Annotated in this window: 16 protein-coding genes; 4 read left to right on the top strand and 12 right to left on the bottom strand. The window is 66.9% G+C overall.

Features of this window, described 5'->3' with window-relative positions:
- Window positions 1-2,361 (bottom strand): penicillin-binding protein 1A (locus RTU05_RS11635; protein WP_409411620.1); only part of this gene is annotated, 2,361 nt, incomplete at its 3' end.
- Between the two features lie 136 nt (window positions 2,362-2,497).
- Here RTU05_RS11635 and RTU05_RS11630 point away from each other — a divergent pair.
- Both RTU05_RS11630 and cobS read left to right on the top strand, forming a co-directional pair.
- Complete coding sequence (locus RTU05_RS11630; protein ID WP_312598430.1) at window positions 2,498-2,926, top strand: organic hydroperoxide resistance protein; 429 nt, start codon at window positions 2,498-2,500, stop codon at window positions 2,924-2,926.
- Between the two features lie 169 nt (window positions 2,927-3,095).
- Window positions 3,096-4,100 carry a cobaltochelatase subunit CobS gene (gene cobS / locus RTU05_RS11625; RefSeq protein ID WP_312598428.1) on the top strand — a complete coding sequence of 335 codons (1,005 nt, stop codon included), beginning with the start codon at window positions 3,096-3,098 and terminating at the stop codon, window positions 4,098-4,100.
- A 3-nt stretch (window positions 4,101-4,103) separates the two neighbouring features.
- Here cobS and RTU05_RS11620 read toward each other — a convergent pair whose 3' ends face one another.
- Complete coding sequence (locus RTU05_RS11620; protein ID WP_312598426.1) at window positions 4,104-4,460, bottom strand: phage holin family protein; 357 nt, start codon at window positions 4,458-4,460, stop codon at window positions 4,104-4,106.
- A 107-nt stretch (window positions 4,461-4,567) separates the two neighbouring features.
- Between RTU05_RS11620 and RTU05_RS11615 the strand changes: the two genes are divergently transcribed.
- Window positions 4,568-5,005, top strand: a complete 438-nt coding sequence (locus tag RTU05_RS11615; RefSeq protein WP_312598424.1) for an HIT family protein — start codon at window positions 4,568-4,570, stop codon at window positions 5,003-5,005.
- 4 nt (window positions 5,006-5,009) lie between these two features.
- Here the strand turns inward: RTU05_RS11615 and RTU05_RS11610 are convergent, their stop codons facing one another.
- Genes RTU05_RS11610 through cyoA form a run of 7 tightly spaced genes read right to left on the bottom strand, consistent with a single transcriptional unit; the run spans window position 5,010 to window position 11,889 of the window.
- Entirely contained in the window at window positions 5,010-5,558 is a 549-nt protein-coding gene (locus RTU05_RS11610; RefSeq protein ID WP_248116886.1) for a response regulator transcription factor, read from the bottom strand.
- Complete coding sequence (locus tag RTU05_RS11605; RefSeq protein ID WP_312598422.1) at window positions 5,555-6,874, bottom strand: ATP-binding protein; 1,320 nt, start codon at window positions 6,872-6,874, stop codon at window positions 5,555-5,557. The genes RTU05_RS11610 and RTU05_RS11605 overlap by 4 nt, the downstream gene beginning before the upstream one ends.
- Window positions 6,871-7,587 carry an SURF1 family protein gene (locus RTU05_RS11600; protein WP_312598420.1) on the bottom strand — a complete coding sequence of 239 codons (717 nt, stop codon included), beginning with the start codon at window positions 7,585-7,587 and terminating at the stop codon, window positions 6,871-6,873. The genes RTU05_RS11605 and RTU05_RS11600 overlap by 4 nt, the downstream gene beginning before the upstream one ends.
- A gap of 46 nt (window positions 7,588-7,633) precedes the next feature.
- On the bottom strand, window positions 7,634-8,029 hold the full coding sequence (gene cyoD, locus RTU05_RS11595; RefSeq protein WP_248116892.1) for a cytochrome o ubiquinol oxidase subunit IV: 396 nt from the start codon (window positions 8,027-8,029) through the stop codon (window positions 7,634-7,636).
- Entirely contained in the window at window positions 8,026-8,652 is a 627-nt protein-coding gene (cyoC, locus tag RTU05_RS11590; RefSeq protein ID WP_312598418.1) for a cytochrome o ubiquinol oxidase subunit III, read from the bottom strand. Before cyoC ends, cyoD begins: the two co-directional genes overlap by 4 nt.
- Window positions 8,653-8,654: 2 nt before the next feature.
- Window positions 8,655-10,658, bottom strand: a complete 2,004-nt coding sequence (gene cyoB / locus RTU05_RS11585) for a cytochrome o ubiquinol oxidase subunit I (protein WP_312598416.1) — start codon at window positions 10,656-10,658, stop codon at window positions 8,655-8,657.
- A 13-nt stretch (window positions 10,659-10,671) separates the two neighbouring features.
- Complete coding sequence (cyoA, locus tag RTU05_RS11580; protein ID WP_312598414.1) at window positions 10,672-11,889, bottom strand: ubiquinol oxidase subunit II; 1,218 nt, start codon at window positions 11,887-11,889, stop codon at window positions 10,672-10,674.
- Between the two features lie 214 nt (window positions 11,890-12,103).
- Here cyoA and RTU05_RS11575 point away from each other — a divergent pair, with 214 nt between their 5' ends.
- Window positions 12,104-13,456 (top strand): MFS transporter, encoded by a 1,353-nt coding sequence (locus RTU05_RS11575; RefSeq protein ID WP_312598412.1) that lies wholly within the window; start codon window positions 12,104-12,106, stop codon window positions 13,454-13,456.
- Window positions 13,457-13,536: 80 nt separating this feature from the next.
- Here RTU05_RS11575 and RTU05_RS11570 read toward each other — a convergent pair whose 3' ends face one another.
- The 3 genes from RTU05_RS11570 to RTU05_RS11560 form a co-directional block, all read right to left on the bottom strand.
- Window positions 13,537-15,207 carry an alkaline phosphatase D family protein gene (locus RTU05_RS11570; RefSeq protein ID WP_312598410.1) on the bottom strand — a complete coding sequence of 557 codons (1,671 nt, stop codon included), beginning with the start codon at window positions 15,205-15,207 and terminating at the stop codon, window positions 13,537-13,539.
- Window positions 15,208-15,217: 10 nt separating this feature from the next.
- Window positions 15,218-17,791 carry a TonB-dependent receptor gene (locus RTU05_RS11565; protein ID WP_312598408.1) on the bottom strand — a complete coding sequence of 858 codons (2,574 nt, stop codon included), beginning with the start codon at window positions 17,789-17,791 and terminating at the stop codon, window positions 15,218-15,220.
- Between the two features lie 119 nt (window positions 17,792-17,910).
- Window positions 17,911-19,172 (bottom strand): hypothetical protein (locus tag RTU05_RS11560; RefSeq protein ID WP_312598406.1); only part of this gene is annotated, 1,262 nt, incomplete at its 5' end.

Raw genomic sequence — 19,172 nt, 5'->3', positions numbered from 1 at the left:
GGCCGAGGGGGCGGGCGCAGCCGCCGGCGCGCCGCTCGCGGCCTCCTGCTCGCGCCGGATGACGTCATAGTAGTTCTGGGGTCCGACGGGCGCGGCCGGCGCCTGAACGGGCGGCGGAGCCTGGCGTTCGGTGCCGGGGCGGAAGGCTTCCTCGATGCCGTTCACGGTGCGGAAGATGGCGTTCTTGGGCCGCACGAAGGGACGAGCGGGCCGCTCCTTCAGCGCCGTCTGCATGAAGTCGGTGAACACCGGCACGGCGGCAGAGGCCCCGGCCTCGCCGGATCCCAGCGAGCGGTTGTCGTCGAAGCCGATGAAGACGCCGACCACGATGTCGGTGGTGAAGCCCACGAACCAGGCCGAGCGGTATTCATTGGTCGTGCCCGTCTTGCCCGCGACCCACGGCCCCAGACCCCGCGCGCTGGCGGCGGTGCCGCGCTGAACCACGCCTTCCAGCATGGAGCTCATCTGATAGGCGGTGATCGGGTCGATCACCTGCGTCCCGCGCTGCTGCAGGCGCGGGGATTCCTGGCCGGAGAAGCCCCGTCCACACTCACGGCAACTGCGATTGTCGGCGCGGAAGATGGTCTCGCCGTCGCGATCCTGCACATAGTCGATCAGATACGGCGTCACCCGCCGCCCGCCGTTGGCGAAGGCGGAATAGGCGGCCGTGATGTCCAGCGGCGTCACCTCGCCCGCGCCCAGCGACACCGACAGGTTGGGCGTCATGTCCGGCAGACCCATCCGGTCCGCCTGGTCCACGATCTTCTTCATGCCGACCGACTGGGCCAGGCGCACCGTCATCACGTTGCGCGACAGCTCCAGCCCGCGCCGCAGCGTCTGCGGGCCATAGTACTGGCGGCTGTAGTTCTCGGGCGTCCAGCGCTGTCCGTTCGGTCCGCCGGCGAAGCTGATCGGCGCGTCCAGCACGATGGAGGCGGGGGTGAAGTCCCCCTCCAGCGCGGTCGCATAGACGAAGGGCTTGAACGCCGATCCCGGCTGGCGCTTGGCCTGGGTCGCCCGGTTGAAGCTGGACAGGGCATAGGAGTAGCCGCCGACCATGGCCAGCACGCGGCCCGACTGCGGCTCGATCGCCACCAGGGCGCCGTTGACGCGCGGCACCTGTTTCAGGGCGTACTGGCCCCCCTTGGGCTCCACGAAGATCAGTTCGCCGCGCTTCAACTGGCGATTGGCGTTGGCCCAGGCGGCGTCGGCGGCCAGCAGGGTTCCGGTCTTGTCGGTCTTGGCGGTGCGGATGCGAACGGTGTTGCCGCTGACGCTCTCGATGGCGGCGGCTTCCCACGACCGGCGCTCCGGCGGAATCTGGCCCCGCAGGGCCTCGGCCTGCCAGCCCGGCTCGAACTCGGTCGTGCCCCAGCCGCCGCGCCAGCCGTGACGCCGGTCATAGTTCTCCAGCCCCTGCATCAGGGCGCGCCGCGCGGCCGTCTGCAGCGTCGGGTCCAGCGTCGTGCGCATATAGAAGCCGCCGGCTCGAAGCTGTTCGCCGAACTGGGGATTGGCGGCCGCCTGGCGCCGCGCCTCCTCCACGAAGAAGTCCGCGTCCTTGTAGTCCGAACGCTGGGGCGCATCGCGCGTGACCAGCGGCCTGGCGCGCGCCTCGGCAAGCTGTTGCGGCGTCAACCAGCCGCTCTGCTCCATCTCGCCCAGCACCCAATCGCGCCGCCCCTTGGCCGCGCCGGGGTGGCGTTTGGGGTGATAGTTGTTCGGCCCCTTGGGCAGCGACGCCAGGAAGGCCGCCTCGTCGGGCGTCAGCTGGGCCAGCGACTTGCCGAAATAGTTGTAGGCCGCAGACGCGATGCCGAACGACCGATACCCCAGGAAGATCTCGTTCAGATACAGTTCCAGTATCTGCTGCTTGGACAGGGTCGCCTCCAGCCTGTTGGCCAGGATGGCTTCCTTCAGCTTGCGGTTCAGGCTGGATTCGTTGGTCAGCAGGACGTTCTTGGCCACCTGCTGGGTGATGGTCGAACCGCCTTCAAGCCGCCGGCCCGCGGCCAGGTTGAACACGTTCTTCAGCGACGCCCGGCCGATGCCGCCCACGTCGATGCCGCCGTGCTGGAAGAAGTTGCGATCCTCGGCCGCCAGGAAGGCGTGGATGACCGGCTGCGGAATCTGGTCGTAGGAGACGTAGATTCGCCGCTCGTCCGAGAATTCGCCGATCAGGGTGCCGTCGCCGGCATAGACCCGGGTGGCGGTCGGCGGGCGATAGTCCGCCAGCTCCGAAGCGTCTGGCAGGTCGTGGAACAGCCACGCCGCATAGACGGCGACCACCAGCCCCGCCAGGGCGATGGCGCCCAGCAGAACCATGCCCGCCCACACGAACCAGCGTTCGGCAATCTTCACTGCGTACTCCGACGACGCGCCCCGAAAGGCTGCTTTAGCCCGCGTCGCCCGTGGATTGCTAGAGCGGGGATGCAACGCGCCCTTCCCGTCTGCCGTTTGCCCCCTATCTCAAACCCTCACCCTCAAGGAGCCCACCATGGAAGTTCTGTATCGCGCCCAGGCCACAGCGTCCGGCGGAGGCCGCGAGGACGGCCGTTCCACGACCGACGACGGCAAGATCGACGTCAAACTGTCCACGCCCAAGGAAATGGGCGGCAAGGGCGGCGACGGGACCAATCCCGAACAGTTGTTCGCGACCGGCTACGCCGCCTGCTACCTCGGCGCCCTGCGTCTGGTCAGCGGCAAGGCCGGAACGCCGGTCGGACCCGACACCAAGATCACCGCCGGCGTCGGCTTCGGCAAGAACACCAAGGGCGAGGGCTTCAACCTGGATGTCGACCTGACCGTGACCGATCACGGCCTGGACCAGGCCGTCATCGACGACCTGATCGAAAAGGCGCACCAGGTGTGCCCCTACTCCAACGCCACGCGCGGCAACGTCGATGTCCGCCTGACCGCGGAGTAACGACGTCCGCTCATCCCCGCGAAAGCGGGGAATCCGCGTTTGGGCGACGAGCGCGACCGCTTCCAGATGGTCGTCGCCCAACGCACTGCAGGTCGAAACAACTGCATCCTCGCTTTCGCGGGGACGAGCGGGGTTTAAGTGATCCCGAACGTGCGCTAATCGCACAGTCATGACCTCCCCGCTCGACGCCTCCCCCGATCCCCTGCTGACGCTCGAACCCGCCCGCCGCGTGACCCTGCGCGAGGCTTTCGGCGTGGACAGCGACATGACCGTGCCCGCCTTCGCCGAGCGCGACAGCCATGTGCCCGAGATCGACGAGGCCTATCGCTTCGATCCTCAGACAACCATCGCCATCTGCGCCGGCTTCGCCTTCGACCGCCGCGTCATGGTTCAGGGCTATCACGGCACCGGCAAGTCGACCCATATCGAACAGGTCGCCGCCCGCCTGAACTGGCCGCTGGTGCGCGTGAACCTGGACAGCCACGTCAGCCGGATCGACCTGATCGGCAAGGACGCCATCGTCCTGAAGGACGGCAAGCAGATCACCGAGTTCCGCGAGGGCATCCTGCCCTGGTCGCTGCAACGCCCCATCGCCCTGGTGTTCGACGAATACGACGCGGGCCGCCCCGACGTGATGTTCGTGATCCAGCGCGTGCTGGAGGCGCAGGGTCGCCTGACCCTGCTGGACCAGAACCGCGTCATCCGGCCGAACAGCTATTTCCGCCTGTTCGCCACGACCAACACCATCGGCCTGGGCGACACCACGGGCCTGTATCACGGCGCGCAACAGATCAATCAGGCCCAGCTGGACCGCTGGAACATCGTCACCACGCTGAACTACCTCGATCACGACGTCGAGGCCGAGATCGTCGCCGCCAAGGTGCCCGAGTGGAAGGACGCCGAGGGCCGCCGCCGCATCGCCGCCATGGTCCGCGTCGCCGACATGACTAGGAACGCCTTCATGAACGGCGACATCTCAACGGTCATGTCGCCCCGTACGGTCATCACCTGGGCCCAGAACGCCATCATCTTCGGCGGCGACCTGGCGCTCAGCTTCCGCCTGACCTTCCTGAACAAGTGCGACGAGCTGGAACGACCGACCATCGCCGAGTTCTACCAGCGCGCCTTCGGCGAGGACCTGCCGGAAGCAGCGACGCGGGTGAAGGTGGGCTGACCGCTATCGGCGCGCCTCTTCGCCGCCGATGAAGGCGCCGGCGATCCAGCTGACGACGCCGGTCACGATGGCCGCGCCGATGCCGGCCCACAGGCCGTCGACCACGAAGCCGCCCAGAAAGACGGACGTCAGGCCGATCATGGCCGCGTTCACGACCAGCAGGAACAGGCCCAGGGTCACGACGGTGATCGGGAAGGTCAGCACGACCAGGATCGGCCGCACGAAGGCGTTGACCAGGCCCAGGATGACGGCCGCCGCGATCAGCGAGCCGGTGCTGGTGAAGGCCACGCCCGGCACGACCTTGGCCGACAGCCACAGGCCCGCCATGGTGACCAGGGCCTGGATGATGAAGCGGATCATGACGTCCCTCGCTGTGTTCAAGCGTGACCATAATGCATGACGGAGACGAAGGCTCCCCCTTCGACCTGCCCGCTGCTATCGAAAGCCATACCGCACGGAGACCGCCCATGAGCCTGCACGGCGCCTATGACCCGAACAATATCTTCGCCAAGATCCTGCGCGACGAAATCCCCTCGGTGCGTGTGTGGGAGGACGACCACGTCCTGGCCTTCATGGACGTGTTTCCCCAGTCCGAAGGCCACGTCCTGATCATCGCCAAACAGTCTAAGGCCCGCAATCTGCTGGAGGTCGAGCCGGAGGTTCTGGCCCGGATGACCGCCGCGCTTCAACGCACGGCCAAGGCGGTAGAGAAGGCGTTGAGGCCAGAGGGTCTGGCGGTCATGCAGTTCAACGGCGATGCGGGCGGCCAGACGGTCTTTCACCTGCATTTCCACATCGTGCCGCGCTGGGCCGATCGGGAAATGAAAGGCCACGGCCACGCGCCGATGGCCGATGCCGCGACCCTGCGCGCCCTGGCCGACCGGATCGCGGCCGAACTGGACTGACGCCTCAGTTCACGCGGCGCTTTTCCAGCTTCCGGGCCAGGGTGCGGCGATGCATCCCCAGGCGGCGCGCGGCTTCGGAGATGTTGAAGTCGGTCTCGACCAGGGTCTCGTGGATCCGCTCCCACTCCAGGGTCTTGATCGAGGTCGGCCGGGCGCCCAGCGGCGTCTCGGCGTCGCCGTCGGCGCGGGCGAAGGCGGCCTCGATGTCGTCGGTGCCGGCGGGCTTGGCCAGATAGTGACGCGCGCCCAGCTTGATGGCCTCGACCGCCGTGGCGATGCTGGCGAAGCCGGTCAGCACCACGATGTTCATGGCCGGGTCGAAGGCGTGCAGCGCCTCCACGCAGGTCAGGCCCGACGCCCCGCCCAGCTTCAGGTCCACGACCGCATAGCCGGGCCGATGCACCTTCAGCACATCGGCCATCTGATCAGGATTGGCGGCGCTGACGACCGTATAGCCGCGCCGTTCGAACGACCGCCGCAGGGTGGCCGAAAAGGAGTCGTCGTCCTCGACGATCAACAGCAGGCGGTCGTGATTGTCGGCGTCATCGGTCATGGGCGATCCTTTGGCGACAGCGCCGACAGCGGCAGGGTCAGACGCACCTCTGCGCCGCCTGCGGGCGGATTGGAAGCCTCGACCCGTCCGCCCAGCGACCGCACCACATTCATCAGCAGAAACAGACCCAGGCCCGCGCCGGCCCTGGGCTTGGTCGAATTATAGGGCTTGCCCCACGATTTCAGCACCACGGGCGCAAAGCCCGGCCCGTCGTCGCGCACGGCGATGACCAGATCGTCTTCAGTTCGGGCGGTCGTGACCAGGACCCGTCTCGCTCCCGCCTCGACCGCATTGTCGAACACCACGCCCAGCACCTGGCGCAGGGCCGGATCGGCGATGATCAAGGGGTCGTCGTGCAACTCGTCGCGGATATCGACCGCCACCCCATCACGGCTCCAGCTGGCGACGACGTCGGCCAGGAAGGTGCGCAGGGTCGTGCGCTGGGGCGCCAGCCCCCTCGCCTCGCCCGCCGACAGCAGTATGCCGGTCACGATGGCCTTGCAGCGTTCGACCTCGGCCCGCATTGTCTCCATGTCCTGGGTCAGATCGGCGTCCTGGGTCAGGGCCGGCATCCGCTTCCAGTCGCTGAGAATGACCGACAGCGAGGCCAGAGGCGTGCCCAGTTCATGCGCCGCGCCCGAGGCCAGCAGGCCCAGGCGGACGATGTGATCGTGTTCGGCCGTCTGTTGGCGCATGGCGGCCATGGCGGCGTCGCGGTCGCGCAGGTTCTGGCTGATGCGGGTGACGAACAGCACCAGCAGCACCGCCATCAGCACGAAACAGATCAGGCTGCCCTGCAGATACAGGCCCAGCAATGACCCCTCGCGCGCCGGCGGCAGGTTCAGCGGCAGGGAATGCAGGCCAAGACCGGCGAAACACAGGGTCGTCACCGCGATCAAGGCCCAGGCATAGACCGGCGCCAGCAGCACCGCCCCCAACACCACCTGCAGCAGATAAAGCGCCGCGAACGGATTGGCGGCGCCGCCCGTCAGGAACAGCAGCCAGGTCAGGGCCGCCACATCGGCCAACAAGGCGATCATCAGGGCGCGGTCGTCGACCTCCGCCTGCCGCGCGGCCAAGGGCGCGCTGACCAGATTGACCAGCACCAGTCCGGCCGGCGCCGCCAGCAGCCACAGGATGGGCAGCGGAATGCCCATCACATATTCGACCATCAGTATGGTCGCCATCTGCCCCGCGACCGCCAGCCAGCGCAGCTGGATCAGCAGCAGCATGTTGCGGCGGTTGGCCCCGCCGTGGCTCGCGACCTCGCCGCGCGGCCCGCCCAGGCCCAGCAGACGCTGAAGCGAGGTGGTCACGTCTCGCCCCGATCCGCGGCCCGCCCCCACTCGCGGCGGAACAGGACGAAGCCGACCACAGTCAGCAGCGCCATGCCGAACCAGGTCAGGGCGTAGATCAGATGGCTGTTGGGAAAGCGGATGACGGTCAGTCCGCCCAGGGGCCAGCCGCCCGGATTGGGCGTGGCGTCGGCATCGACGAAATAGGGCGCAACGTCGCTCAAGCCGCGCCGCGCCGCAATGGCCGCGACGTCGCGCGACCGCCACCGGTCGTGCTGGGGATCGTTGGCGCGCAGGAAGCCGCCCTTCGGCTCGGTGATCCTGACCAGGCCCACGACCGTCTGCGGCCCATCCGTCTGACCATCGGCGCGGGTTTCGGGCGTCTTGCGCCCCGGCGGCACGAAGCCGCGATTGACTAGAACCGTGAAGCCGCGCGCATCGACCAGCGGCGTCATCACCCAGAAGCCGGCCCCGGCGTCGGTCACGGCCTGAACCAGGGTCTCCCTGTCATGCAGATAGGTCCCTCGCAGGACCACGCGGCGGTACTGATCGTCCTGACGGGTGACGCCGGGCCATTGATCCGGTCCCGGCGCAGGGGTCGGCGCGGCATGGACCCGCGCATCGACCTGGGCGATCAGCGCGGTCTTCCAGGCCAGGCGCTGGACCTGCCAGACGCCCAGGGCTGCGAAGCCGACGAACAGGACCAGCAGAGCGACCGACACGGCCAGCCGCATCGGTCGTCGGGTCCTGTCTGGAGAAAGCGCGCGGATGTCGCCCTCGTCAGCCGATCATCTGCGTCATGTCGTGCGTCGCCGGCATCATGTTGGTGTTCAGGTGGTACATGACCCACAGCGAACCCGACAGGGCGATGACCACCACGATGATGGTGAAGATCAGCGCCAGCATGGTCCAGCCGCCCTCGGACTTGGAGTTCATGTGCAGGAAGTAGATCATGTGGACCACGATCTGCACCACGGCGAAGGCCATGACGATCAGCGCCGTCGCCTGGGCCGGCAGGGCGCCGGTCATGACCAGGGCGAACGGAATGGCCGTCAGGATCACCGACAGCACGAAACCGATCATATAGCTCTTGAACGAGCCATGATTGTGGGCCTCGTGGCCCAGGTGATCGGTCTCATGCGAGTCCGGGCTGTGGTCGTTCTTGTCAGCGCTCATCGCACCATCCCCAGCAGATAGACGAAGGTGAAGACGCCGATCCAGATGACGTCCAGGAAGTGCCAGAACATCGACAGGCACATCAGCCGGCGCTTGTTGGCGGGGATCAGCCCCTTCATGCCGACCTGCACCATCAGCGTCACCAACCAGATGATGCCGAAGGTGACGTGCAGGCCGTGGGTGCCGACCAGGGTGAAGAAGGCCGACAGGAAGGCGCTGCGCTGCGGCGTGGCGCCCTCGTGGATCAGATGGCCGAACTCGTAGAGTTCGATGCCCAGGAAGGCCAGGCCGAACAGCCCCGTGATGGCCAACCAGACCAGGGTCTGGCGCGTGTTGTTCCGGTCCATGGCCAGCATGGCGAAGCCGTAGGTGATCGACGAGAACAGCAGCATGGCGGTGTTGACCGCCACTAGCTCCAGATCGAACAGTTCCTTGGGCCCGGGTCCGGCGGCGTAGTTGCCGCCCAGCACGCCGAAGACGGCGAACAGCATAGCAAAGATGAGGCAGTCGCTCATCAGGTAGAGCCAGAAGCCCAGCATGGTGCTGGAGCCTTCCTCGTGGTGCGGCTCCTCTTCCAGGTGGAAGACCGTGGGGTCGTCCAGCTTGATCGTGGTCGCGCTCATGATCAGGCCTCCGTTCCGGCCAGGGCGCGCGTGCGCGCCTCTTCGGTCGCGCGCACCTCATCCGCGGGGATGTAGTAGTCACGCTTGTAGTTGAAGGTATGGCCGATCGAGACCGCCAGAACGCCGACGAAGCACAGGGCCGCCAGCCACCAGATGTACCAGACCAGCGCCAGACCCATCACCAGGCACAGGCCCGAGATGATGATCCCCGCCCCCGTGTTCGACGGCATATGAATCGCCTTGTAGCCGGTCAGCGGACGCTGATAGCCCTTGTTCTTCATGTCCCACCAGGCGTCGGCGTCATGGACGACGGGCGTGGAGGCGAAGTTGTAGTCCGGCGGCGGCGAGGACGTAGCCCACTCCAGCGTGCGGCCGCCCCACGGATCGCCCGTGGTGTCGCGCAGCTTTTCGCGGTTGATGATCGACACGGCGAACTGGATGAACATGGCCGCGATGCCCAGGGCGATCACGCCCGCGCCGATGGCGGCGATCACGAACCAGATCTGCAGCGACGGATCGTCGAACACCCGCATCCGGCGCGTCACGCCCATCAGGCCCAGGACGTACAGCGGCAGGAAGGCCAGCCAGAAGCCGGGCACCCAGCACCAGAAGCTGATCAGGCCCCACGTCTTGTCCAGCTTGAAGCCGAAGGCCTTGGGCCACCAGAAGTTGATGGCCGCGAACAGGCCGAATAGCACGCCGCCGATGATGACGTTGTGGAAGTGGGCCACCAGGAACAGCGAGTTGTGCAGCACGAAGTCGGCCGGCGGCACCGCCAGCAGCACGCCCGTCATCCCGCCGATCACGAAGGTCAGCATGAAGGCGACCAGCCACATCATCGGCAGTTCGAACCGGATGCGCCCGCGGTACATCGTGAACAGCCAGTTGAAGATCTTGGCCCCTGTCGGGATCGAGATGATCATCGTCGTGATGCCGAAGAAGCTGTTCACCGAGGCGCCCGAGCCCATGGTGAAGAAGTGGTGCAGCCACACCAGATACGACAGCACGGTGATGACGACCGTGGCGTAGACCATCGAGGTATAGCCGAACAGCTTCTTGCTGGAGAAGGTCGAGGCGATCTCGGAGAAGACGCCGAACAGCGGCAGGATCAGGATGTAGACCTCGGGGTGGCCCCAGATCCAGATCAGGTTCACGTACATCATCGGGTTGCCGCCGAAGTCGTTCGTGAAGAAGTTGGTGCCGACGTAGCGGTCCAGCGTCAGCAGGGCCAGGACGGCGGTCAGGACCGGGAAGGACGCCACGATCAGCACATTGGTGCACAGCGAGGTCCAGGTGAAGACGGGCATCTTCATCATGCCCATGCCGGGCGCGCGCATCTTCACGATGGTGGCGATCAAGTTGATGCCGGACAGGGTCGTCCCCACCCCCGCGATCTGCAGCGCCCATATGTAGTAGTCTACTCCGACGCCGGGGCTATACCCGATGCCCGACAGCGGCGGATAGGCCAGCCAGCCGGTGCGCGCGAACTCGCCCACGAACAGCGAGGCCATGACGATGATCGCGCCGGCCGTGGTCATCCAGAAGCTGAAGTTGTTCAGGAAGGGGAAGGAGACGTCGCGCGCGCCGATCTGCAGCGGCACGACATAGTTCATGATGCCCGTCACCAGCGGCATGGCCACGAAGAAGATCATGATCACGCCGTGGGCGGTGAAGATCTGGTCGTAGTGGTGGGCGTTCAGATAGCCCTCGGACCCGCCAAAGGCCATGGCCTGCTGGATTCGCATCATGATGGCGTCTGCGAAGCCGCGCACGAACATGATCAGCCCCAGGATCATGTACATGATCCCGATCTTCTTGTGGTCGACCGTGGTGAACCACTCTTTCCAGAGATAGCCCCACAGTTTGAAATAGGTCAGCGCGCCCAGCAGGGCGACGCCGCCCAGGGCCACGACGATCATGGTCACGACCAGGATCGGCTCGTGCAGGGGCAGAGCCTCAAGCGTCAGGCGCCCGAAGATCAGCGGAAGGATTTGGTCAGCGTTCATCGAACTCGATCGCTCAGGCGTTGGGTGCGGAGCGGACGCCGGTCGGCGCCGCAGCGAAGGCGCCGGGCGCCACGGGGGTCAGGGCGGCCAGAGAGGCGCGCTTGGGCGACAGCCCCTGCCCGGTCAGGCGATCCAGGCTGGAGGGCGCGACGACGGTGTCCAGCGCGGCGCGACGAACGCGGTCGGCGGCGGCCGCCTCGGCCTGCAGCGGCGTGCAGATGGTCATGACGTAGCTGTCGTTTGAGCCGAAATAGGCCGGCGACTTACCGCGACCGGCGTATTTGTCATAGACCAGCGGCATGGTGTTGCGCACCGAGGCCATGGTCATGCCCCCCTGTTTGTCGATGGCCATCATCTCGCCCATGCACATCTTTCCCGGCTCGACGCACATGTTCAGGATCGCGTCCCACAGCATCCCATCGACGCTGGAGAAGTGCATGGCCGGCACCTTCTCGCTGGGCTTTTCAAGCTCCAGATAGCGGTCGCGGTCCAGCGTCTGGTTTCCCTGACGCACGCCGGCGATCCAGCGGTCGAAGCCGGCCTGGTTCAGGCCGTGGAAGGCGAAGCGCATGTGCGAGAAGCCGTCGCCGGAATAGTTGGCCGAGAAGCCTTCGTATTCGCCCGCGCGGTTGATGACGGCGTGCAGCTTCGTCTCCATGCCCGGCATGGCGTAGATTTGGCCGGCCAGGGCGGGAATGTAGAAGCTGTTCATCACCGAGGACGAGGTGATGTGGAAGCGGATCGGGCGATCCACCGGCGCGGCCAGTTCGTTAACCGTCGCGACGCCGTACTGCGGATAGATGAACATCCACTTCCAGTCCAAGGCCACGACATTGACCTGCAGCGGCTCGACGTTCTCGGCGACCGCCTGGCCCGGCTTGATCCGGTCGATGGGGCGATAGGGGTCCAGCAGGTGGGTGCCGGCCCAGGTCAGGGCGCCCAGGCAGATGATGATCAGCAGCGGCGCCGCCCAGATCACCAACTCCAGCGAGGTCGAGTGGTCCCAGTCGGGCTGATACTCGGCGTCCTTGTTGGACGCGCGGTATTTCCAGGCGAAGAAGACGATCAGCGCCATCACCGGCAGAATGATGATCAGCATCAGCAGGGTGGAGACCATCAGCAGGTCGCCCTGCTGGGCCGCCACGTCGCCGGCGGGCTTCAGGACGACCAGGTCACAGGCCGACAGCAGGGCCACGACGGGCGCGAGCAAAAGTAGGCGCAGACGGCGCAAGGCGGATCCAATCGGAAAGCGTCGGGCAAGGGGGAGGCGCCGCGACGGTTGGCGTTCGAACTGCGCCCGATAGTCAGCTTCGATCTGGAACGACATTGGACAATCTGTCCTATCCTCTTGAGGCCGCTTTCATCGCAAACGGCGCCCGTTCATAATGCGGCGATCCGCCGTACGCCTTTCCAAGCCTACTGTCTCACACGGAGCGACCAAGCCCATGTCCGCCTCGACGACCCCTTCGTCCGAGTCGCTGGAACGCGACGCCGCAGCCCTTCACACGGGGCACGGCAAGGTTGACGCCGGCGAGATCGCCATCGGCGTCATTATCGGCCGAACGTCGGAGTTTTTCGACTTCTTTGTTTACGCCATCGCCTCGGTGGTCGTTTTCCCGCAATTGATCTTCCCCTACGCGGGCGCCGTGGGCGGCACGCTGCTGTCGTTCGCCATCTTCGCCCTGGCCTTCCTGTTCCGTCCGCTGGGGACGGTGCTGTTCATCGCCATCGACCAGAAGTTCGGTCGCGGCGCGAAGCTGACGACGGCCCTGTTGCTGCTGGGCACCTCCACCGTGTCGGTGGCCTTCATCCCCAGCTATGAAAGCATCGGCATGTGGGCGCCGGTCCTTCTGGCCCTGACCCGCATCGGCCAGGGCGTGGCCCTGGGCGGCACCTGGGACGGCCTGGCCTCGCTTCTGGCCCTGAACGCGCCCGAGAAGAAGCGCGGCTGGTACGCCATGATCCCGCAATTGGGCGCGCCCATCGGCCTGCTGGTCGCCTCGGCCCTGTTCGCCTTCTTCCTGAACACCCTGTCGGCGCCCGATTTCCTGGACTGGGGATGGCGCTATCCGTTCTTCGTGGCCTTCGCCATCAATGTGGTGGCCCTGTTCGCCCGCCTGCGCATCGTGGTGACGCCCGCCTTCCAGAACCTGTTCGAGACGCGCGAGCTGCAGCCTACGCCCGTCGGTCAGGCCATCCGCGCCGAAGGGCCAAAGATCGCCATCGGCGCCTTCGCCCCCCTGGCCAGCTTCGCCATGTTCCACATGGTCACGGTCTTCCCGCTGTCGTGGGTGTTCCTGTTCACCAATGAGACGCCCGTCCGCTTCCTGCTGATCGAAATGGTCGGCGCCGTGTTCGGCCTGATGGCCATTCTGGCGTCGGGCGTTCTGGCCGACCGCTATGGCCGCCGTACCCTGCTGGCCATCACCGCCGCCGGCATCGCCGCCTTCTCGGGCTTCGCGCCGCAACTGCTGAACGGCGGACCGGTCGGCGAACTGGTCTTCATGATCTCGGGCTTCATCCTGCTGGGCCTGTCGTTCGGGCAAGCCTCGGGTCCGGTGGCGTCCAGCTTCAGCCTGACCAACCGCTACACCTCCTCGGCCCTGACCTCGGACCTGGCCTGGCTGTTCGGGGCCGGCTTCGCCCCGCTGGCGGCCCTGTGGATCTCCAGCCAGTTCGGTCTGATCGCGGCCGGCGCCTATCTGCTGTCGGGCGCGATCTGCACCCTGATCGCCCTGTGGCTGAACCGCGAACTGGCGCGCAGTTCCTCGGACAAAACCCGCGCCAAGCCGGTCTGATCCCGCGTTACAGCCGTAGAAAAGGAACAGGGCCCGCAGCGACTGCGGGCCCTGTTTTCGTTTCGGGGTCGTCGCCTTTGTCAGGCTTCGGTCAGATCGCCGTCCGGCGTGACGACGAAGCTCTTCAGCCGCTTCAGCTCATAGGGTTTGGCCATGATGGTGGACACGCCCCACAGCTCGCCCGTCATCCGCTCGCGCGTGACGTTCAGCAGCACATAGCCCTTGGCCGTCTGGTCGCAGAACTTGACCTCCGGGTTGGCCGCCGACAGCGCTGCGCCCAGAGGCAGACCGCCGACATGATCGCCAGGCGACGGACTGGAGATGGACGACGTGCCGAACTCCACGGCCCGGCGCGCGCCGGCCTTGTCGTATAGCTCGTTGACCCAGAAGGCGTGGCTGTCGCCCGCCAGCACGACCGGCGAGACGCCCGCCGCCGCAAAGGTCTCGTACAGGCGCTCGCGCCCGGCCGGATAGCCGTCCCAGCTGTCCAGGTTGAACGGCAGGCCCAGTTTGAACAGTTCGATCGCGGCCTCGACCTGGGGCCGCACGTCGGCCGGCAGGGTCGCCACCATCTGCTGCACCTGTTCGGCCGGCATCATGCGCGAGATGTCCGGTCCCTTGACCCGCGCCATGATCACCTGATTGCCGATGATCTGCCACGGCCGGCCGGCCGCCTTGGACCGGCTCAGCGTCTCGCCGACCCAGCGCCGCTGCGCCTCGCCCAGCAGGTCGCGATCCGGCGCCTGGCGCAACGCCTCGAACGCCGCGACATCCGGCGCGCCCTCGGCGGTCTTGGGAATATCGGGGAAGGTCATCTGCTCGCCGCGCGCCAGCAGCCGCGTCTCCACCATCGTCAGACTGGCCAGATCGCCGAAGTCGAAGCTGCGGTTGATCGCCTCCTTCAGCGCGCCCGCCTTGGGTTCGCGGATCGGCATCCATTCGTAATAGGCGCGAAGCGCGGCGGCCTTGCGCGTGGCGAAGTCGCCTTCGGTCGCGGGCTGATGGTTTTCCGCGCCCGTCATCCAGGTGTCGTTGGCGACTTCGTGATCGTCCCAAACGCAGATGAAAGGCGCGCGGGCGTGGGCGGCCTGCAGGTCGGGATCGGTCTTGTACTGGGCGTGACGGGTCCGATAGTCGGCCAGGGTCACGATCTCATGCGGCGGCTGCGGCTTGCGGTTCAGCGCCGCCCCCGACGTCATGCCGTAATCGTCGGCCGCCGCGCCATACTCATAGATGTAGTCGCCCAGGTGAACGACGGCGTCCAGCCGCTCCAGCTTCGACAGGGCGTCATAGGCGTTGAACAGCCCGCCCGGATACAGCTGGCACGACACCACGCCCAGCGTCAGCTCGGGCGTCGCCCCTTCCGGCAGGGTCCGCACCCGGCCGACCGGCGAGACGGCCTCGCCGGCGACGAAGCGGTAGAAATACTCCTGGCCCGGCGCCAGCCCCTGCCCGTCCAGGTCATGTTTGACGGTGAAATCCCGCTCGGCCGAGGCTTTCAGGCCCGATGCCCGGCGAACGACATCGCGGAAATCCGCATCGCGCGCGACCTCCAGCACCACGGCCACCTCGCCGCTCGACGCATCGGCCGGGGTGACGCGCGTCCAGAAGACGGCCGAGCGGGTGTCGGGATCGCCGCTGGCCACCCCATGCAGGAAGGTGACCCGGCCCGTGGCGGCGCCTTGGGCCAGGGCGGGCGACGCGGCCCCCGCCCCCATCAGGCCCAGAAGACTGCGGCGATCCAGTTTCATCGTCACGCCCTCAGAGCTTCAGCTTGAACGTCAGGCCGTACGACGCGGGACGTCCGGCGATGAAGGTCGGCATGCCCAGGCCGTCGCCGGTGTTGCCGGCGTCCTTGATGTATTCCTCGTCGAGGATGTTGTCGCCGAAGGCCTCCACGCCCCAGTTCGCGCCGTGCGGCGTGTAGCGAACCCGCAGGTTCAGCAGGCCGTAGGAGTCCTGATATTCGTCCTGGATCATGTCGGCGATGATCGCGCCTCCGGCCACCGTCTGCAGATCCGGGCGGTCGTTGTCGTCGTCGAAGAAGATCTTGGACTGCCACGTATAGGTCGGCTGAACCTCGATCTCGCCGCCGGCCGTGGGCAGGCGCCAGGTCGCGCCGATGGAAGCGGCATGGTCGGGCGACAGGCGGAACTGATTGCCTTCATAGATGCCGTTCTCGAACCGCGAATGGTTGTAGGCATAGGTGGCGAACAGGTCGAACGTGGGCGACAGGGCGAAGTTGGCCTGGCCTTCAAAGCCGTAGGACTTGGCCTCGCCGGCGTTGGTGGTCACGAAGGTCGTGCCCTGCTGCACAGTCGTCTGGAAGTTCTCGTAGTTGTAGAGGAAGACCGCCCCGTCCAGCCGTAGCCGCCCGTCCATCAGGGCCGACTTGGCGCCGACCTCGTAGCTGTCGACCGTCTCGGCGTCGACCGGGGTGAAGCGCGCAGCCCCGCCGGGCGCGGACGGCGGACCGGCGCTGATCACCTCCGGCCGGCGACCCCGCGCATAGTTGGCGTAGACGTTAGTGGCGTCGGTCAGGGCGTATCGCGCCGTGACGCGCCAGGTCACGCCGTCGTCCTTGGAGTTGAAATAGCCGAAGTCGCCGTTATTGGTCGTCGGCTGGGACGTCAGACCGAACAGAGGCAGTCCGCTGGCCAGAGGCAAGTTCGCTGCGCCCGGCGTAGCCAGTCCCCGCAGAAGCTGACCAATCTGGGCCTGAATAGCCGCGGCGCCAGCGAGGTCTCCGGCCTGCGCCAAGGCGGCGGCGCGACCGCCCAGCGCTTGAACCGCCAGCAGTCCGCCCAGCACGGAGCGGCTCTGCACCGAACTGGCGAAGCCGGTCGTCTTGTCGTCGCGGGTGTAGCGCACGCCCGCCGACATCTCGAACCGATCGGTGAAGGCGTAGGTCACATCGGCGAAGACGTCATAGGACGTCAGTTCCGAGCTGTTGATCGGTGTCTCGATGTGCGCCGGCTTCAGATTGGCGGCGATAGGGCCTGCGAAGGCGCCGGCGCCCAGCGGCGTCAACAGTCCGCCCAGCGCGGCCTGGGCGATGGCCGGATAGAAGGCCAGCGGCAGGGTGCGATCTCCGACCGTCGTGGCCGAGCCGTCCAGCAAACCGGCCAGTTGTACCAGCAGCAGCCGTTCGTCGAACTGGGTCGGGGTGCGTTGATAGCCCTTCTCGTGGAACCAGCCCGCGCCGACGAAGCCGCTGAGCCGCCCGCCGTTGTCGAAGCCCAGGCGCAGGTCCTGGCTCCACTGTTCGCCGTGCGTGTCCTCGGCCGCCGTCAGGATCGGCAAGGAGACGCCGTCCGCGTCGAAGGTCTCGTAGTTGGTGAAATCGCGATAGGCCGTGGTCGAGTTCAGCGTCCAGTCGGCGTTCAGATTGAAGCGCGCCAGTCCCGTAACGCCCCAGACCTCGCGGTCCAGGCCCAGCGCCTTGCCGCCGTCGAAGGCCGCGCCCGGCGTCAGCGCCGCCCCTTCCCATGGCGCCTTGCCGCCCAGGACCGCGCCGGTGTTCGGATCGGCCGGGGCATAGGCGATGGATTTGAACGAGGTGCCGGACGCATTGTCCTTCTGATAGTTGCCGATCACGTCGAACCGCACGGCGTCGGACGGCGTCCAGGCGCCGGACAGACGCAAGGCGCGGGTTTCGATAGAGTTGTAGTCGTCGCCGCCCAGCAGATTATCGACCGACCCGTCGCGGGTCTTCAGCCGCGTGGCCAGACGCAGGCCTGCGGTTTCGCCCACCGGCAGGTTCAGCGCGCCCTCCACCATGCGATAGCCTTCGTTGCCGGCCTCGATGTTGGCGTAGGCGTCGGTCACGCCGGGACGCGCCCGGTTCTGGACCAGATTGACCGCGCCGATCAGGGCGCCGCGTCCGTACAGGGTCGATTGCGGCCCCTTGGCCACTTCCACCCGCTCAAGATCGAACAGTTCGACGTAGGAGCCGCGCGACTTGGAGATCGACACGCCGTCCTGGAACACCGACACGCGCGGCTCGGCGGTGGCCGATCCCGAGTCGGAGGTGATGCCGCGCATCACGAAGCCCGGATTGTTCGGCGACTGGTTCTGGACCAGGAAGCCGGGCACGAAGGCCGACAGCTGGTCGAACTCCTGAATGCCCAGGTTCTCCAGGAACTGACCGGAATAGGCGGTCAGGGCGAAGGGCACGTCGATGGTCTTCTGTTCGCGCAGCTGGGCGGTGACGATCACCTCGTCCACGGTGCTGACGGGCGCGGCCTCCTGCGCCCAGGCGGCTGTTCCGCCCATCATGGCGCCCGTCAGGGTCGCGGCGGCCAGCAGGCGCGCCTTCAGCGTGGTTTTGAACATCGGATTCCCCAGATTCGGCTAAGCTGGGGCCGTGCCTACGCGCCGGCCATGTCGGCCGAACGACGCCGCCGCGTCGTCTTCGCAACGCGGCGAAGACAGACCGGCGACGATTGATCCGTCTACCGACGAGGCGACGCGGCGTCCGTGGAGGGGCGGAAGTCCGGGTCGAAATGGCAGCCGCCGTTATAACGCGCCGCCGCCGCCTGACATAGGGCCTCGACGCCGGCAGGCGTCGGCTTCGTCCCATCGTCCAGCCAACGCATCATGGCCTGAAACAGGCCGACATATTCCGGCGTCGCCAGCCGGCTGTGTTGATCCTCGTCGGTGAAGGTCTGGACCAGCAGGTCGGACCGACCGGCGACGGCGACCGTATCGCGATAAAGCGCCTCGTTCGAAACGAAGGCCGTCGGATCGTTCTTGGCGTGGATCGTCAGGGTCGGCGCCACGATCAGACCGCTGAGATCGGCGTCATAGGCCAGGCGCGCGACGCCCATCGGATCGGCCGTGAACCGCGTCACCCCGGCGTTCAGCGCCGCGTCGTCATGCGAGCCCTGATAGACGGTGCGGCTGTTGTCGAACGGGTTCAGCCCGTCCAGGCGGCGTTGAACCATGTCGCGGAACAGGAAGGTGGCCCAGGCCAGGTGGGCGACCAGTTGATCCTCGCGGATGCCTGTGACGGCCAGGATGTCGGCCAGATTGCGTTTCTGCTCGGCGGTGCGCCGCGCTTCCGGCAGGCCGACGCCCGTGCAGGATCGGACCCGCTCGGCCAGCTGCGCTCGGGTCATGTCGCTGTCCGCCGGCAGGCCCTGCCACAGCGGATATTGCGGTTCGTCCGACCGCGGATGGTTTTGGCAGTAGAACTGATAGACGGCCCTCAGATCGGCGCGGAACCGATAGGTGCGCGTGCCCCCGCCGATCACGCCGTTGGTCAGGACAACGCCATCCCAGACCACCCGCCCCTCGGCGTCTCGGGCATACAGTTCGGCCGCCTTTGCCGCGACATTGCCGCCCCACGACTGACCGTGCAGCAGGGTGCGGCGCGGCCGGCCGAAGGCGTCCCAGAAGATCTGGCGCAGATCGTCCGTGTCCTCGGCCGCCATCCGCACGCCGTAGCCGCCGCGACGATAGGTCGAACCGGCCCAGGCGAACCCCTCCTGAACCGTCATGGAGAACCGCTCCAGATCCTCCAGCGGATCGTTCGCCTCCGGCGCGCCGGTGCGCGGCCCGCCGTGGGCGTGAACGATCAGGGCGCCGTTCCAGGTCTTGGGCACGGCGATCCAGTAAAAGCCCCCCTTGGCCGCCCTGCCCGTCCAGCACCGCGTCTCGGCAGGCAGGAAGTCGGGACAGGTCGCCGTCGCCGGCGCCGGATCGCCGGCGACAG

This window comes from Brevundimonas sp. (genome assembly GCF_032017145.1).
GTDB lineage: Bacteria > Pseudomonadota > Alphaproteobacteria > Caulobacterales > Caulobacteraceae > Brevundimonas.
Note: the sequence above shows the minus strand (reverse complement) of the source record. Positions and strands in the feature narration are given on the sequence as shown.

Bases quoted from the DNA above. Each gene is read 5' to 3' on its own strand.
- RTU05_RS11630 (WP_312598430.1), top strand. From the start codon at position 2,498: ATGGAAGTTCTGTATCGCGCCCAGGCCACAGCGTCCGGCGGAGGCCGC.
- cobS (WP_312598428.1), top strand. From the start codon at position 3,096: ATGACCTCCCCGCTCGACGCCTCCCCCGATCCCCTGCTGACGCTCGAA.
- RTU05_RS11620 (WP_312598426.1), bottom strand. From the start codon at position 4,460: ATGATCCGCTTCATCATCCAGGCCCTGGTCACCATGGCGGGCCTGTGG.
- RTU05_RS11615 (WP_312598424.1), top strand. From the start codon at position 4,568: ATGAGCCTGCACGGCGCCTATGACCCGAACAATATCTTCGCCAAGATC.
- RTU05_RS11610 (WP_248116886.1), bottom strand. From the start codon at position 5,558: ATGACCGATGACGCCGACAATCACGACCGCCTGCTGTTGATCGTCGAG.
- RTU05_RS11600 (WP_312598420.1), bottom strand. From the start codon at position 7,587: ATGCGGCTGGCCGTGTCGGTCGCTCTGCTGGTCCTGTTCGTCGGCTTC.
- cyoD (WP_248116892.1), bottom strand. From the start codon at position 8,029: ATGAGCGCTGACAAGAACGACCACAGCCCGGACTCGCATGAGACCGAT.
- cyoC (WP_312598418.1), bottom strand. From the start codon at position 8,652: ATGAGCGCGACCACGATCAAGCTGGACGACCCCACGGTCTTCCACCTG.
- cyoB (WP_312598416.1), bottom strand. From the start codon at position 10,658: ATGAACGCTGACCAAATCCTTCCGCTGATCTTCGGGCGCCTGACGCTT.
- RTU05_RS11575 (WP_312598412.1), top strand. From the start codon at position 12,104: ATGTCCGCCTCGACGACCCCTTCGTCCGAGTCGCTGGAACGCGACGCC.
- RTU05_RS11570 (WP_312598410.1), bottom strand. From the start codon at position 15,207: ATGAAACTGGATCGCCGCAGTCTTCTGGGCCTGATGGGGGCGGGGGCC.
- RTU05_RS11565 (WP_312598408.1), bottom strand. From the start codon at position 17,791: ATGTTCAAAACCACGCTGAAGGCGCGCCTGCTGGCCGCCGCGACCCTG.